The 13,871-nt window shown below is 72.0% G+C and carries 14 protein-coding genes; 5 read left to right on the forward strand and 9 right to left on the reverse strand.

The window, feature by feature from the left end; translation table 11 throughout:
- Positions 1 to 125 precede the first annotated feature (125 nt).
- From ACIBTU_RS18655 to ACIBTU_RS18685, 7 genes are all read right to left on the reverse strand, one after another.
- Entirely contained in the window at positions 126 to 911 is a 786-nt protein-coding gene (locus ACIBTU_RS18655) for an ABC transporter ATP-binding protein (protein ID WP_399127328.1), read from the reverse strand.
- The gene (locus ACIBTU_RS18660) at positions 904 to 1,848 is read right to left on the reverse strand and encodes an ABC transporter permease (RefSeq protein ID WP_399127329.1); all 945 of its coding nucleotides are present in this window, start codon (positions 1,846 to 1,848) and stop codon (positions 904 to 906) included. The genes ACIBTU_RS18655 and ACIBTU_RS18660 overlap by 8 nt, the downstream gene beginning before the upstream one ends.
- A gap of 94 nt (positions 1,849 to 1,942) precedes the next feature.
- The gene (locus ACIBTU_RS18665; RefSeq protein ID WP_399127387.1) at positions 1,943 to 2,788 is read right to left on the reverse strand and encodes a glycosyltransferase family 2 protein; all 846 of its coding nucleotides are present in this window, start codon (positions 2,786 to 2,788) and stop codon (positions 1,943 to 1,945) included.
- 44 nt (positions 2,789 to 2,832) lie between these two features.
- Positions 2,833 to 3,612, reverse strand: coding sequence for a CDP-alcohol phosphatidyltransferase family protein (locus tag ACIBTU_RS18670; RefSeq protein WP_399127330.1), 780 nt, complete (start codon positions 3,610 to 3,612; stop codon positions 2,833 to 2,835).
- Positions 3,590 to 4,657 carry an iron-containing alcohol dehydrogenase family protein gene (locus ACIBTU_RS18675; RefSeq protein ID WP_399127331.1) on the reverse strand — a complete coding sequence of 356 codons (1,068 nt, stop codon included), beginning with the start codon at positions 4,655 to 4,657 and terminating at the stop codon, positions 3,590 to 3,592. Before ACIBTU_RS18675 ends, ACIBTU_RS18670 begins: the two co-directional genes overlap by 23 nt.
- Complete coding sequence (locus ACIBTU_RS18680; RefSeq protein WP_399127332.1) at positions 4,645 to 5,397, reverse strand: sugar phosphate nucleotidyltransferase; 753 nt, start codon at positions 5,395 to 5,397, stop codon at positions 4,645 to 4,647. Before ACIBTU_RS18680 ends, ACIBTU_RS18675 begins: the two co-directional genes overlap by 13 nt.
- Entirely contained in the window at positions 5,394 to 7,160 is a 1,767-nt protein-coding gene (locus tag ACIBTU_RS18685) for a DUF5941 domain-containing protein (protein WP_399127388.1), read from the reverse strand. The genes ACIBTU_RS18680 and ACIBTU_RS18685 overlap by 4 nt, the downstream gene beginning before the upstream one ends.
- 293 nt (positions 7,161 to 7,453) lie before the next feature.
- Here ACIBTU_RS18685 and galE point away from each other — a divergent pair, with 293 nt between their 5' ends.
- From galE to idi, 4 genes are all read left to right on the forward strand, one after another.
- Positions 7,454 to 8,446, forward strand: coding sequence for a UDP-glucose 4-epimerase GalE (gene galE / locus ACIBTU_RS18690; RefSeq protein WP_399127333.1), 993 nt, complete (start codon positions 7,454 to 7,456; stop codon positions 8,444 to 8,446).
- Between the two features lie 168 nt (positions 8,447 to 8,614).
- A complete protein-coding gene (locus ACIBTU_RS18695) occupies positions 8,615 to 9,550 on the forward strand; it encodes a cation diffusion facilitator family transporter (RefSeq protein ID WP_399127334.1) in 936 nt (311 codons plus the stop codon).
- Between the two features lie 178 nt (positions 9,551 to 9,728).
- Positions 9,729 to 11,012: a GNAT family N-acetyltransferase gene (locus ACIBTU_RS18700; protein ID WP_399127335.1), complete on the forward strand. Its 1,284-nt coding sequence runs from the start codon at positions 9,729 to 9,731 to the stop codon at positions 11,010 to 11,012.
- Between the two features lie 127 nt (positions 11,013 to 11,139).
- Positions 11,140 to 11,733 carry an isopentenyl-diphosphate Delta-isomerase gene (gene idi, locus ACIBTU_RS18705; protein ID WP_399127336.1) on the forward strand — a complete coding sequence of 198 codons (594 nt, stop codon included), beginning with the start codon at positions 11,140 to 11,142 and terminating at the stop codon, positions 11,731 to 11,733.
- A 6-nt stretch (positions 11,734 to 11,739) separates the two neighbouring features.
- Here the strand turns inward: idi and ACIBTU_RS18710 are convergent, their stop codons facing one another.
- Complete coding sequence (locus ACIBTU_RS18710; RefSeq protein WP_399127389.1) at positions 11,740 to 12,249, reverse strand: ATP-binding protein; 510 nt, start codon at positions 12,247 to 12,249, stop codon at positions 11,740 to 11,742.
- Between the two features lie 128 nt (positions 12,250 to 12,377).
- Complete coding sequence (locus ACIBTU_RS18715) at positions 12,378 to 13,052, reverse strand: HdeD family acid-resistance protein (RefSeq protein WP_399127337.1); 675 nt, start codon at positions 13,050 to 13,052, stop codon at positions 12,378 to 12,380.
- A 63-nt stretch (positions 13,053 to 13,115) separates the two neighbouring features.
- Between ACIBTU_RS18715 and ACIBTU_RS18720 the strand changes: the two genes are divergently transcribed.
- Positions 13,116 to 13,871, forward strand: coding sequence for an enoyl-CoA hydratase/isomerase family protein (locus ACIBTU_RS18720; RefSeq protein ID WP_399127338.1), 756 nt, complete (start codon positions 13,116 to 13,118; stop codon positions 13,869 to 13,871).

Raw genomic sequence — 13,871 nt, forward strand, 5'->3', positions numbered from 1 at the left:
AAGTTGACCCGGCCTTGACCCTGATCGTCACATAGTTGGTGACTGCAGACATTACGCAGGCCCCACCGGGTGAACACCGGTGGGGCCTGTGATGACGCGTACGACGGCGAGAGGGTTGAGAAGCTTCACTTACCGGTGAACTTCTCGTACTCCTTGAGCACCTCGTCCGTCGGGCCGTCCATCCGCAGCTCGCCGCGCTCCAGCCACAGGACGCGGTCGCAGGTGTCGCGGATGGACTTGTTGTTGTGGCTCACCAGGAAGACCGTTCCGGCCTCCTTGCGCAGCTCGCGGATGCGGGCCTCGGAGCGCTTCTGGAACTTGCGGTCACCCGTGGCCAGGGCCTCGTCGATCATGAGGACGTCGTGGTCCTTGGCCGCCGCGATGGAGAACCGCAGGCGCGCCGCCATGCCGGACGAGTAGGTCCGCATCGGCAGGGTGATGAAGTCGCCCTTCTCGTTGATGCCCGAGAAGTCGACGATCTCCTGGTAGCGGGCCTTGATCTGCTCCCGGGACATGCCCATCGCCAGACCGCCGAGGATCACGTTCCGCTCGCCCGTGAGGTCGTTCATCAAGGCCGCGTTCACGCCGAGCAGCGAGGGCTGGCCGTCGGTGTAGACCTTGCCCTTCTCCGCCGGGAGGAGGCCCGCGATGGCCCGCAGCAGGGTCGACTTGCCCGAGCCGTTGGAGCCGATCAGGCCGATCGCCTCGCCGCGGTAGGCGGTGAAGGAGACGCCGCGCACGGCGTGCACCTTGCGCACGCCCCGCTCCTCGCCCCGCTTCACGATGCGGCTCAGCGCCGCGGTGGCGCTGCCCTTGCCGGTCTTCGCGCCGTTGACGCGGTAGACGATGTGCAGCTCGTCCGCGATCACCGTGGGGATGCGGGCGTCCTGCACCTTCTCGAGATCAGCCACGGCCGTACCGCTCCTCTGCCTTCCAGAAGTAGACGAAGCCCACGACACCGAAGAGGACCGCCCAGCCGGCCGCGAACGCCCACACGTGCGGGGGCAGGTACGCGGACCCGTAGCCGTCCGCCCGCATGAACGCGTAGCGGATCAGGTCCATGTAGATGGAGGCCGGGTTCCACTGGAGGACGTCGCCGACCCAGGACGGGACGCCCTTCTTGCCCTCGAGCATCGCCGGGATGCTGAACATGACGCCCGACGCGTACATCCACGTACGCATCACGAACGGCATCAGCTGCGCCAGGTCCGGCGTCTTGGAGCCCGCCCGCGCGAAGATCAGCGCGAGGCCGGTGTTGAAGACGAACTGGAGGGCCAGCGCGGGCACCACCAGGAGCCAGGACCAGCCCGGGAAGATCCCGAAGCCCAGCATGATCAGAACCAGCACGATCATCGAGAACAGCAGCTGCTGGAGCTGCTGCAGCGCGAACGAGATCGGCAGTGAGGCCCGCGGGAAGTGCAGCGCCCGCACCAGGCCCAGGTTGCCGGAGATCGCCCGCACGCCCGCCATCACCGAGCTCTGCGTGAAGGTGAAGACGAAGACGCCGGTCACCAGGAAGGGCACGTAGATGTCGTGCGGGATGCCCTTACGGGCTCCGAGCAGCAGGCCGAAGATGAAGAAGTAGACCGCGGCGTTCAGCAGCGGGGTCGCCACCTGCCAGACCTGGCCGAGCTTGGCCTGGCTGTACTGGGCGGTCAGCTTCGCCTGCGAGAAGGCGAGGATGAAGTGCCGCCGGCCCCACAGCTGCCGTACGTACTCGTTCAGACCGGGGCGGGCCCCGCTCACGGACAAGCCGTACTTGGCGGCGAGCTCGGCAGGGGAGAGCCCGTCGTCGGGCGACGGGGCCGCGCTCACCGCGACACCGCCGTCATGCGTTGTCTCACTCACAAGGGGAAACTTTCGTCTTCAAAAGCGCAGCCTGGTGGGGCATGGGCGGGAGCCAGGGACCGGGTTCGGCCCGATGCTCTCAGACTCGAGCTTGTCAGATGACAGGAGGTCGTCCCAGTCGGGTCAGGCGCCACACCGTACGCCACTTCATGGGGCGCCGGGCGCCGCAGGGCGTCGTCCAGCCCTCCTTGAAACCGCCGAGCCAGGCCTTCAGCGCGGGGCCGGAGGGACGCCGGGCCAGCGTGAGCAGGAGCCACACGCCGAGGTACACGGGGACCAGGGGAGCGGGCAGGTTGCGGCGGGCGAGCCAGACCCGGTTGCGGGCCACCATGCGGTGGTAGACCGCGTGCCGGGACGGGGCCGTGGTGGGGTGGTGCAGCACCATGTCGGCGCGGTAGTCGATCAGCCACCCCGCGTCGAGGGCACGCCAGGCGAGGTCGGTCTCCTCGTGGGCGTAGAAGAACTCGTCCGGCAGTCCGCCGACCTCGGCGACGACCCGGGTGCGCAGGGCGTTGGCCCCGCCGAGGAAGGTCGTCACGCGCGAGGAGCGCATCGGGTCGGCGGCGCGCAGCCGCGGCACGTGCCGGCGCTGGGTCTCGCCGGTCTCCGGGTCCGCGATGCGGAAGCTGATGATGCCGAGCTCCGGGTCGGCGGCGAACGCCTCCCGGCACAGCTGGGCGGTGTCGGTCAGCGGCAGCAGGCCGTCGTCGTCGAGGAACAGCAGCACGTCGACGTCGGAGCCGGACGGGCCGAAGGCCTCGATGCCGACGTTGCGGCCGCCGGGGATGCCCAGGTTCTCGGGCAGCTCGACGGTCCGTACGCCCTCGGGGACGTCCGGGACCGGGGAGCCGTTGCCCACGACGACGACCTGGACCGGGTCGCCCTCCTGCTTGGCGACCGAGTCGAGCAGCGCGCGCAGCTCGGCCGGGCGGTTGCCCATGGTGATGACGACCGCGCCGACCTTGAGCGGCGCCGGTACGGCGCTCACTTGAGCCTGCTCGAGGCGAGGATGGACACGAGGTGCAGCAGGGTCTGCAGCACGGCGATGCCCGCGAGGACGGCCACCCCGAGGCGGGTGAAGAACAGGTCGCCCCGGATCTGGTCCACGACCGCGAGGACCAGGATGAGCAGCGTGGCCTCGATGCCCAGGATCAGACGGTGGAACTTCAGCGCGGCGGCGGCCCTGCGGGCCAGCGCCATGCCGGAGGAGCGCATCTCGGAGGCGGACTCCTTGACCTGCTCCTTGCCGCTCGCCGCACGGGCGAGGCCGACGAGGTCCGTCTCGGCCTTGATCATGATGGCGCCGAGCGCGGCGAGGGTGCCGAGGAAGGCCCACAGCCAGTCGATCCGGCCGCTCCCCCACAGGTCCGCGGCGCGCAGGCCGAAGCCGACCAGGACGGCCGCGTCGGTCAGGTACGCGCCGACGCGGTCCATCCAGACGCCCGCGAGCGAATACTGCTTGCGCCAGCGGGCGATCTCGCCGTCGACGCAGTCCAGCAGCAGGTACAGCTGGACCGCGACGACGCCGAGCACGGCGCCCCAGACGCCCGGGACGAGCAGCGCCGGGGCGGCGAGGACACCGCACACCGTCATCAGGTAGGTCACCTGGTTGGGCGTGACCTTGGTGTTCACCAGGTGGCGGTCCACACGCAGCGAGATCTCGCGCATGTAGAGCCGGCCCATCCAGTGCTCACCGCTGCGCCGGTCCTTCACCCCGGCCGGGTGGACGACCGGGCGCAGTTCAGCTACCGATGGTTTTTGCATAGTCGGCGTAGGCGTCCCTGATCTGGTCGGTGGACAGGTCGAGGTGTTCGAGGATCGTGTAGCGGCCCGGCCGGGTCTGCGGAGCGAACTCCACGACCTTGACGAACTCGTCCACGGTGAAGCCGATCTCCTCCGGCAGCACGGGCAGGCCGTGGCGGCGCAGCACCTCGGCCATGTACGCGGACTCCTCGCGGGCACCGCGCAGGTGCATCGCGAAGGCCGCGCCGAGGCCGCACTGCTCGCCGTGGCTGGCGGCGCGCTTGGGGTGGAGGAGGTCGAAGGCGTGGTTGATCTCGTGGCAGGCGCCGGACGCCGGCCGCGAGTCGCCCGAGATCGACATGGAGATCCCGGTCAGGACCAGACCCTCGGCGAGCACCTGCAGGAAGCCGTCGTCGCCGACGCCACCGGGGTGGCGCAGGACGGCTTCGCCTGCCTGGCGGGCCATGGCGGCCGCGAGGCCGTCTATGTCCTCGCCGCGCTCGCGGGCGGCCAGCTCCCAGTCCGCGACCGCGGAGATGTTGGACAGGGCGTCGCCGATGCCGGAGCGCACGAAGCGGACCGGGGCCTCACGGATGATGTCGAGGTCGATCACGACGGCGATCGGGTTGGGCACGCCGTAGCTGCCGCGGCCCGCGTCGTTGTCGAGGGTCGCGACGGGCGAGCACAGGCCGTCGTGCGACAGGTTCGTCGCGACGGCGACCAGCGGCAGACCGACCCGGGCCGCGGCGAACTTGCCGCAGTCGATGATCTTGCCGCCGCCGAGCCCGACGATCGCGTCGTAGCGGCCGGCCCGCTTCACGTTGTCGGCCAGCTGGATGGCGTCGTCGAGCGTGCCGCCGTCGACCTCGAACCAGTCGGCGTTGGGCAGCGACGGGGCCAGCCGGGTGCGCAGGGCCGCGCCCGAGCCACCGCTGATCGCGATGGCCAGGCGCCCCGTGGACGACGAGATCCTCTGGTCGGCGAGGACGCCGGCGAGGTCGTTGAGCGCCCCCGGCCGGATGTCGACGACGACCGGCGAGGGAATGAGCCTCGTCAGTACTGGCACGCGATCTCCCGGGCCTTGGCGAGGTCCTCGTGGTTGTCGATCTCGACCCACGGCACGTCGCCGATCGGAGCGACGTCGACCTTGAAGCCGCGGTTCACGAGCTCCTGGTAGCCGTCCTCGTAGTACAGCTGCGGGTCACGCTCGTACGTGGCCTTCAGGGCGTCGGCGAGCTCGTCGGCCGCCTCGCCCTCGATGAGGGTCACACCGATGTACTCGCCCGTGGCCTCGGCCGGCTCCATGAGCTTCGTGATCTTCTGGACGCCCTTGGCGGGGTCCACGACGACCTTCATCTCCTCGTCGCCCAGGTTCTTGACCGTGTCGAGCGCGAGGATGATCTTCTTGCCGTCGCCGCGGGCGGCGAGCAGGGTCTTCTCGACCGAGACCGGGTGCACGGTGTCGCCGTTGGCGAGGATCACCGAGTGCTTGATGGCGTCACGGCCGCACCACAGGGAGTAGGCGTTGTTCCACTTCTCCGCGATGTCGTTCTCGATGAGCGTCAGCTTCAGGCCGTACTTCGCCTCCAGCGCCGCCTGGCGCTCGTAGACGACCTCCTTGCGGTAGCCGACGATGATGCCGACCTCCGTGAGGCCGATCTCGGCGAAGTTCTTGAGGGTGAGGTCGAGGACGGAGAGCTCGTTCTCGGTCCCCTCGCCCACGACGGGCACCAGAGCCTTGGGGAGCGTCTCGGTGTAGGGGCGGAGCCGGCTGCCGGCGCCGGCGGCCAGGACGAGGCCGATCATGCGGGTTCTCCTTCATCGTGAACGGCGGGTGCCCCGCGGCGGGCGGAGGCGACCCAGAAGCGGATGCTCTCGGCGAGCACCACGAGTGCCACGAACACGGCGCAGGCCGTGAGCGCGACGGTGAAATCTGTGGCGGTGAGCAGCGCGGCCAGCACGGCGACCACCAGGGTCCGGCCTTCGTGCCCGCCGATCGTTCGGACCAGCCACCGGGGCGGCGCGCCGGTGCCGCCGCGGATGCGGTACACCGTGTCGTAGTGATGGTAGGCGACCGCCGCCACCAGTCCGAAAGCCGCGGGCAAGGCACCGTTCACGTCCGCGCGGGCCGCGAGGACCAGGATCGTGAGGTACTCGGAGGCCCGGAAAATCGGGGGGACGAGCCAGTCGAGGGCGCCCTTGAGGGGGCGGGCGACGGCGAGGCCCGACGTGACGCAGTACACGGCCGCGGCGACCACGGGCCAGACGCTGCCGAAGTCCGTGAGCGCGCTCACCGTGACGACCGCCACGCCGCCGATCGCGGCGACGACGGGCGCGGCGGCGCCGCGGCCGATCCGGGCGACGGCCTCGGCGAGCGGGCCGGAGTCGGCCAGGTCGGCGAGGGCCTCGGCGGCCCGGTCGGTGCGGTGGGCCCGGCGGGTCAGCGAGCGCAGGACGCGGCCCGCGGTGGTGTAGCAGGCGGCGAGGGCGCAGCCGACCAGGAGCATGTAGAAGGTGATGCGCGGGGTGGTGAGCGCGGTGAACAGGGCGATGAGCGCCCAGCGCTCGCCGATCGGCAGCACGATCATCCGGCGCACCCAGACCGTCCAGCCGACGCTGTCGAGCTTGTCGGAGAGGGCGGCGGTGGGGCTGGTGTTGGCGGTGGCGTCGTGGTTCGCCTCGTTGAAGGAGAAGTCGACGACGTGCCGGCAGGTCTGCAGGACCATGGCGCCGAGCGCGAGGGCCCACACGTCGTCGCCGGACGCGTTGGCCGCGCCGAGGGCGAGGCCCGCGTAGTAGGCGTACTCCTTGGCGCGGTCGAACGTGGCGTCGAGCCAGGCGCCCATCGTCGAGTACTGCAGCGAGTAGCGGGCGAGCTGCCCGTCGGTGCAGTCCAGGACGAAGGAGAAGAGGAGGAGCACGCCCGCGGCGACGAAGCCGGGGCGGGTGCCGGTGGCCGCGCAGCCCGCCGCGATCAGGGCGGTGAGCAGCGACGCGGTGGTGACCTGGTTCGGGGTCAGGCCGCGGCGTGCGCACCAGCGCGCGATGTAGCGGGAGTACGGGCTGATGCAGTACGTGGTGAAGAAGCCGTCCCGGGCCTTGACCGCGGTGCGCAGCCGGATCGCCTCGTCGTCGACGGCGGCGACGGCCTGACGGACCTCGTTGCGGGCCTGGGGGTCGGCGGGCACGGCGGCGACGAGCTCACCGAGCTCGGGCCGGTGCACGTCGGTGCCGTCGGCCTCGATGCCGTGCGCCAGGGCGTCGGGCGTGATGCCCGTCTCCTTCGCGGCCTGTTCGAGCGCCGGGCGGGCCGCGGCCTGCACGGTGACGGCGCCGGGGATCGCGGAGGCGGGGAAACGCGGGTCGGTGAGGCCGAGGCGCAGGGCGTGGACATGGCCCACGAAGCCCGCGTCGACGACCGCGACGCGCTGGTCGCCCGGGACGCCGGCCAGCGCCGCTGCGGCGTCGGCGGGGTCCGGGGCGAGCCGTACGTCGAAGCCGAGGGCCCGCAGATCGCCCTCCAGGGACGAGCCGGGCACCGGCTGACCGGTGACGATGGCGGTCGACAGACGAACTCACTCCTCGGTGCCGGCGCACGGGTGCACCGGTCTCGCGCACGATCGGGGGGCGCCCTGGGACACCTGCGCAGCAGGGTCGGCCGGGCGGCATGTCGGCAGAGGCTATCGGATGACGGGAAGCGGACGTTCACCGCCCGTTTACGGCCCGACAAGCCTCTGTCCCCTGCGGTCCGGGCGGGCGCCGCCGTCGTACGACGGGCCCCGGGCCGCGCGGTCATCATTGTCGATCAAGGCCCCGGGCCACAAACCCTGGGCCTACGCCGCCCCGCTTAGGGTGGTGCGTCATGACATGGCTGATCACCGGCGGAGCCGGATACATCGGGGCACACGTGGCACGGACGATGGCGGCTGCCGGCGAGCGCGTGGTCGTCGTGGACAACGTCACGTCGGGGGTGCCCGAGCGACTGCCCGCGGACGTGGTGCTGGTCCGGGGCTCGGCCCTGGACCAGGAGCTGGTGCGCCGGGTGTGCGACGGGTACGCGGTGACCGGGGTCGTGCACCTGGCCGCGCACAAGCAGGTCGGCGAGTCCGTGGCGCGCCCCGAGCTGTACTACCGGGACAACCTGGGCGGCCTCGCGACGCTCCTGGAGACGGTCGCGGACGCGGGCGTGCGCCGCTTCGTGTTCTCCTCGTCGGCCGCCGTGTACGGCAATCCGGACACCGGCGTCATACCCGAGTCGACGCCGTGCGCGCCGGTGAACCCGTACGGCGAGACGAAGCTCGCGGGCGAGTGGCTGGTGCGGGCGTCCGGGCAGGCGCACGGCATGGCGACGACGTGTCTGCGCTACTTCAACGTGGCGGGCGCGGCCGAGCCCGCGCTCGCGGACACCGGGGTCTTCAACGTGATCCCGATGGTGTTCGACCGGCTCACCCGCGGCGAGGCCCCGCGGATCTTCGGCGACGACTACCCGACGCCGGACGGCACCTGCATCCGGGACTACGTGCACGTGGCCGACCTTGCCGAGGCGCATCTGGCGGCGGCACGCCGGCTGACCCGCCCGGACGTGAGCGGCGATCTCACGGTGAACATCGGTACGGGGCACGGCGCCTCGGTGCGTGAGCTGATCGACATCATCGGGGAGGTCACCGGGATCGCCACGCCCGCGATCGTCGAGCCGCGCCGCCCCGGGGACGCGCCGCGCGCGGTCGGCGCCACCGAGCTGGCGGGCAAGGAGCTCGGCTGGACGGCCTCGCGCTCGGTCCGCGACATGATCGAGTCGGCCTGGGCCGGCTGGTGCCTCAGGCACCCCGAGGCCGCCGCGCGCTGCGCGCGATGATCGCCGCGACGCCCTGACCTGCACACATACCGTTCAGCGTTTTCGCAGGTCAGGGCACATGACAACGGTGTTCACCGCCATGTTTGCGGATACCCCCTCCCCGTAGTTGACTGGGGTGGCCGGCCCGTTCCGGGGCGGTGGGGGAGAGCCGAGCGGAGGGCGGTTTCGATGGGTGCCGGGCACAGCCACGACCACGGGCACGGACCGACGACGGGGACGGCCGCGGCCGCGCACCGGGGGCGGCTGCGGATCGCCCTCGGGATCACGCTCACCGTGATGGTGGTCGAGATCGTCGGCGGGGTCCTGGCCGACTCGCTGGCCCTGGTCGCGGACGCCGCCCACATGGCCACGGACGCGCTGGGCCTCGCGATGGCCCTGCTCGCCATCCACTTCGCGAACCGCCCGCCGACCGAGCAGCGCACGTTCGGCTACGCCCGCGCCGAGATCCTGGCCGCGCTCGCCAACTGCCTGCTGCTGCTCGGCGTCGGCGGCTACGTCCTGGTCGAGGCGGTCCAGCGGTTCGTCGAGCCGGCCGACACGGCGGGCGGCCTGACCATCGTGTTCGGCCTCATCGGTCTCGTGGCGAACATGATCTCGCTGTCGCTGCTGGTCAAGGGACAGCAGGAGAGCCTGAACGTCCGGGGCGCCTTCCTGGAGGTGGCCGCCGACGCGCTGGGTTCGCTCGCGGTGCTGATCTCGGCCGTGATCATCCTGACGACCGGCTGGCAGGCCGCGGACCCGATCGCCTCGCTGATCATCGGCCTCATGATCGTCCCGCGTACGGTGAAGCTGCTGCGCGAGACACTGAACGTGCTTCTGGAGTCGGCGCCGAAGGGTGTCGACATGGCGGACGTGCGGGCCCACATCCTCGCGCTGCCCGGCGTCGAGGACGTGCACGACCTGCACGCCTGGACCATCACCTCGGGCATGCCGGTGCTCTCCGCGCACGTCGTGGTCAGCCAGGACGTGCTGAGCACGATCGGGAACGAGAAGATGCTGCACGAGCTGCAGGGCTGTCTCGGCGACCACTTCGACGTGGAGCACTGCACGTTCCAGCTGGAGCCCACGGGGCACGCCGAGCACGAGGCGAAACTCTGCCACTGACCCGCCGGGGGCGTGGTAGCTTGGCGGCCGTTCTCGAAGGAGGTGGGTTGATGACTGTCGTCGCGGTGACCGCTGCCGTGCGCAGCGACAGGTGCATCCCCACTCTCCGGGCCACCGGCTGACCCCTTTCCGCGCTCTCGCGCGCCGTCGGCCGGGCCCCTTCACAAAGGTTTCCGTCTTGACCGACGACCAGAAGTCGACCGACGACCAGAGCGCGAACGCCGTTCGCGACTCCTTCTTCGCCCTGCACCACGGGCTGCCCCGGCAGGGCCCCGGCTCCGATGCCACCACCCTGCGGCTGCTCTCCTTCGCGGGCCCGCTGCCCGCCCGGCCGCGCATCCTCGACCTGGGCTGCGGTCCGGGCCGCTCCGCGCTCCTGCTCGCGGAGGTGACCGGGGGCGAGGTGACCGCCGTGGATCTGCACGAGCCGTTCCTCGACGAGCTGCGGGCGGCCGCCCGCGCGCGCGGGCTCGACGACCGGGTGCACGCGGTGGCCGCCGACATGGGCGACCTGCCGTACCCGGCGGGCTCGTTCGATCTGATCTGGGCCGAGAGCTCGGCGTACAGCATCGGCTTCGACACCGCCCTCGCGCGGTGGCGGCCGCTGCTCGCGCCGGGCGGCACGCTCGCCCTCACCGAGTGCGAGTGGACCTCCGACGCCCCCTCCCCCGAGGCACGCGCCTTCTGGGAGGAGCACTACAAACTGCGTACGACCGAGGAGAACCTGCGGGCCTGCACGGCCGCCGGGTACGCGGTGCTCGGCGTGCGCCATCAGCCCGAGTCCGACTGGGACGAGTACTACGAGCCGCTCGCCGCGCGGGCCGAGGCCGCCGATCCGTCCCGTCCCGGGATGGCCGGGGCGCTGGCGGGCACGCACGCGGAGCTGGCGATGCGGCGCGAGCACGGCGCCGAGTACGGGTACACGGGCTACACGCTGCGCCCCGTCGACGCGTGGCCGACCCGGCCGGAGATCCCGGCGGACCGGGAGGCCGTGCACGGCGTCAACGCGGCGGCGTTCCCCACCCCGGCCGAGGCCGATCTCGTGGACGCGCTGCGCGCCGACGCGTCGGCCTGGCTGGACGGTCTCTCCTGCGTCGCCCAGGCGCCGGACGGGTCGGTCGCCGCGTACGCGCTGATCACCCGCTGCACGGTGGGCGGGGCGCCGGCCGCCGCGCTGGCGCCGGTGGCCGTCCGGCCCGAGTACCAGCGCTCGGGGGCCGGGGCGGCCGTGGTCCGGGCGGTGCTCGACGCGGCCCGCGCGCGGGGTGAGCGGCTCGTGGTGGTGCTCGGACATCCGGAGTACTACCCGCGCTTCGGGTTCACGCCCGCTTCGGGGTTCGGTGTCCGGGCGTCCTTCGAGGTGCCGGACGAGGCGCTGATGGCGCTCGACCTCGGCGGTGGCGACGATTCCGCGCCGATCCCGCGGGGCAAGATCACCTACCCGACCGCGTTCGGCGTCTGATCCACGCCGGACGCGGTGTCCTGCCCGGCCGTGACGGCCGGGCGGGACATGCGGGGGTCTGTACGTGCGGGCACTGTTCGTCCCGTACGGCAGACTTGGGGTTCGAGGACCGAAGCTAAGGATGGGTATGCCGATCACACCTGCCACCGCGGCGCACAGCTCGTCGAACGGCACCGGAGAAGCGATCTTGCTGGAACTCGTGGACGAGGACGGCAGGACGATCGGCACGGCGGAGAAGCTCGCGGCCCATCAGCCGCCGGGTCAGCTGCACCGCGCGTTCTCCGTGTTCCTCTTCGACGAGCAGGGCCGGCTGCTGCTGCAGCAGCGCGCGCTGGGCAAGTACCACTCCCCCGGCGTGTGGTCGAACACGTGCTGCGGGCACCCGTACCCGGGCGAGGCACCGTTCGCGGCGGCGGCCCGGCGTACGTTCGAGGAGCTGGGGGTCTCGCCGTCGCTGATGGCGGAGGCGGGCACCGTGCGCTACAACCACCCTGACCCGGAGTCGGGCCTGGTGGAGCAGGAGTTCAACCACCTGTTCGTCGGCCTGGTGCAGGCGCCGCTCGCCCCGGATCCGGAGGAGGTCGGGGCGAGCGCGTTCGTGACCGCCGCCGAGCTGGCCGAGCGGCATGCGCGGGACCCGTTCTCGGCGTGGTTCATGACCGTGCTCGACGCGGCCCGGCCCGCGGTGCGCGAGCTGACGGGCCCGTCGGCGGGCTGGTAGCCGAGCTCAGTACGCCGCGGGCGGCTGGAGGGGCAGGGCGGCCCAGATGACCTTGCCCCCGCTCGCGGTGTGCTCGACGTCGCAGACGCCGCCCGCCTCGGCGGTGATCTCCCGCACGAGGAGCAGCCCGCGGCCGCCGGTCTGGCCGCTGGTGGCCTCCAGGGCGGTGGGCCGGTACGGGTGGTCGTCCTCGACGGAGACCCGCACCCACTCGGCACCCACCGCGACCTCGACGGCGAGCATCGGCGAGAGCAGGGCGGCGTGCCGCACCGCGTTCGTGACGAGCTCCGAGACGATCACGAGAAGTCCGTGGACCAGGTCGTCGGAGGCGGGTACGCCCTGCCGGGCGAGGAGTTCGCGGACCGCGCGGCGGGCCTGCGGCACCGAGGCGTCGACCGCCTGCGCGGTGAACCGCCAGATCCCTTCGTAGGGCAGGGGGGCCTCCAGGGCCGGGCCGGGCGGCGCCGCCCCGCCGCCCTGCGGCCCTGGACGGGAGTCCCGCCCCTGGTCGCTCATCGTCCGGTCGCCGCCCTTGCGCTCGATTGTCACCACCCCTCGAGTGTGGGAATCCCCTGGTCCGTACCGCTCGACTGACCATAAGTCGGCGACTATCGACGGAATTTGACCGTCGGCGAGTGTCCCGGTCAGGTCTGCGACCGGTCCTGCACCGGTTGTTCGCCTTTCGGAGGCTCTTCAGCTTGTTGTACGAGGCTGACGATGCGCCGGCCGCCCAGTCCCGTCGCCAGCAGGCCGAGCCCGTCGAAGAGCAGGGCGAGCGAGAAGAAGCAGCCCAGGACGTAGCGGCTGGAGTCCGGCCAGTTGCCGAGGACCAGGACGCCGAGCAGGATGCCGAAGGCGCCCTGCACGAGGGTCCAGCCGAACTGCGGCCCGCGCACGACGAGACCGCCGACGAGGCGGAAGACGCCGCCGGTGAGGAACAGCAGCGCGGCGAACATGGTGAGCGCCTCGGCCGTGCCCTCCGGATGCCGGATCACGACGACGCCGGCCGCCAGGTCGAGGGCGGCGACGACGCAGCCGAGCCAGAAGTAGTTCGTGCCACGGGCCTGGACCGCGTGCAGCAGGCCGACGAGGCCGCCGATGAGCAGCAGCCAGCCGAAGAGCAGCATCGAGGTGAGCGTGGCGAAGGCTGTGTAGGCGAGGCCGACGACGCCCGCGAGGACGAGCAGGCCGCCCAGGACGGCGATGGCGCCGAGACCGCGGCGCAGCTTCCTGCGTTCGCCCGCCGCCTCCTGTGTGGGTGGGTCCGCGGCGTGCGGACGGTCGTGACGGTCATGGTCGTGATGGTCGCTACGGGCCATCGGCGCCTCCTCCCGGCACCCCTCATCGATCGTACGTTCGCGGCCTGCGGATAGCATCCGGCCATGGTTCCCCCGACCGCACAGCGGCTCACGCACGAGGTCACGGACGGTGTCGCGACCGTCGTCATCGATCACCCCGCCAAGCGCAACGCCATGACCGACGCGATGTGGGCGGCGCTGCCCCCGCTGCTCGCGGAACTGGCCGCGGACCCGGCGGTGCGCGCGCTGGTGCTCACCGGCGCCGGTGACACCTTCTGCGCGGGCGCCGACATCTCCACGCTGGGGCAGGGCGCGGCGCCCGGGCTCGCGGTGGCGGCGGAGGACGCGCTCGCCGCGTTCCCCAAGCCGACGCTCGCCGTGGTGCGCGGGTACTGCGTGGGCGGGGGCTGCCAGTTGGCGGCGGCCTGCGATCTGCGGTTCGCGGCCGAGGGCGCGCTGTTCGGGGTGACGCCGGCCAAGCTGGGGATCGTCTATCCGGCGTCCTCCACGCGCCGGCTCGCGGACCTGGTGGGCCCGGCGGGCGCCAAGTACCTGCTGTTCTCCGGCGAGTTGATCGGCACCGAGCGGGCGCTGCGGACCGGGCTCGTCGACGAGGTGTGGCCACAGGAGGAACTCGACAAGCGGGTCGTCAAGTTCACGCGCGTGCTGGCCTCGCGCTCCCAGCTGACGCAGGCCGCGGCGAAGGAGTTCGCGGCGGGCCGCGCCGACCGGGAGCCGTACTGGGCGGAGCAGGCGCGGGGCAGCGGCGACACCGCCGAGGGTGTCGCCGCGTTCCTGGAGCGGCGTCCGGCCCGCTTCGAGTGGACCGCGAAGTCCTAG

This window comes from Streptomyces sp. NPDC050145 (assembly GCF_044460245.1).
Taxonomy (GTDB): Bacteria; Actinomycetota; Actinomycetes; order Streptomycetales; family Streptomycetaceae; genus Streptomyces.

Excerpts from the sequence above, each read along its gene's own strand:
- ACIBTU_RS18680 (WP_399127332.1), bottom strand. The coding sequence starts at position 5,397 with ATGATCGGCCTCGTCCTGGCCGCCGGCGCCGGCAGCCGGCTCCGCCCC.
- ACIBTU_RS18710 (WP_399127389.1), bottom strand. The coding sequence starts at position 12,249 with ATGAGCGACCAGGGGCGGGACTCCCGTCCAGGGCCGCAGGGCGGCGGG.
- ACIBTU_RS18665 (WP_399127387.1), bottom strand. The coding sequence starts at position 2,788 with ATGGGCAACCGCCCGGCCGAGCTGCGCGCGCTGCTCGACTCGGTCGCC.
- galE (WP_399127333.1), top strand. The coding sequence starts at position 7,454 with ATGACATGGCTGATCACCGGCGGAGCCGGATACATCGGGGCACACGTG.
- ACIBTU_RS18670 (WP_399127330.1), bottom strand. The coding sequence starts at position 3,612 with ATGCAAAAACCATCGGTAGCTGAACTGCGCCCGGTCGTCCACCCGGCC.
- ACIBTU_RS18715 (WP_399127337.1), bottom strand. The coding sequence starts at position 13,052 with ATGGCCCGTAGCGACCATCACGACCATGACCGTCACGACCGTCCGCAC.
- ACIBTU_RS18720 (WP_399127338.1), top strand. The coding sequence starts at position 13,116 with ATGGTTCCCCCGACCGCACAGCGGCTCACGCACGAGGTCACGGACGGT.
- idi (WP_399127336.1), top strand. The coding sequence starts at position 11,140 with ATGCCGATCACACCTGCCACCGCGGCGCACAGCTCGTCGAACGGCACC.
- ACIBTU_RS18695 (WP_399127334.1), top strand. The coding sequence starts at position 8,615 with ATGGGTGCCGGGCACAGCCACGACCACGGGCACGGACCGACGACGGGG.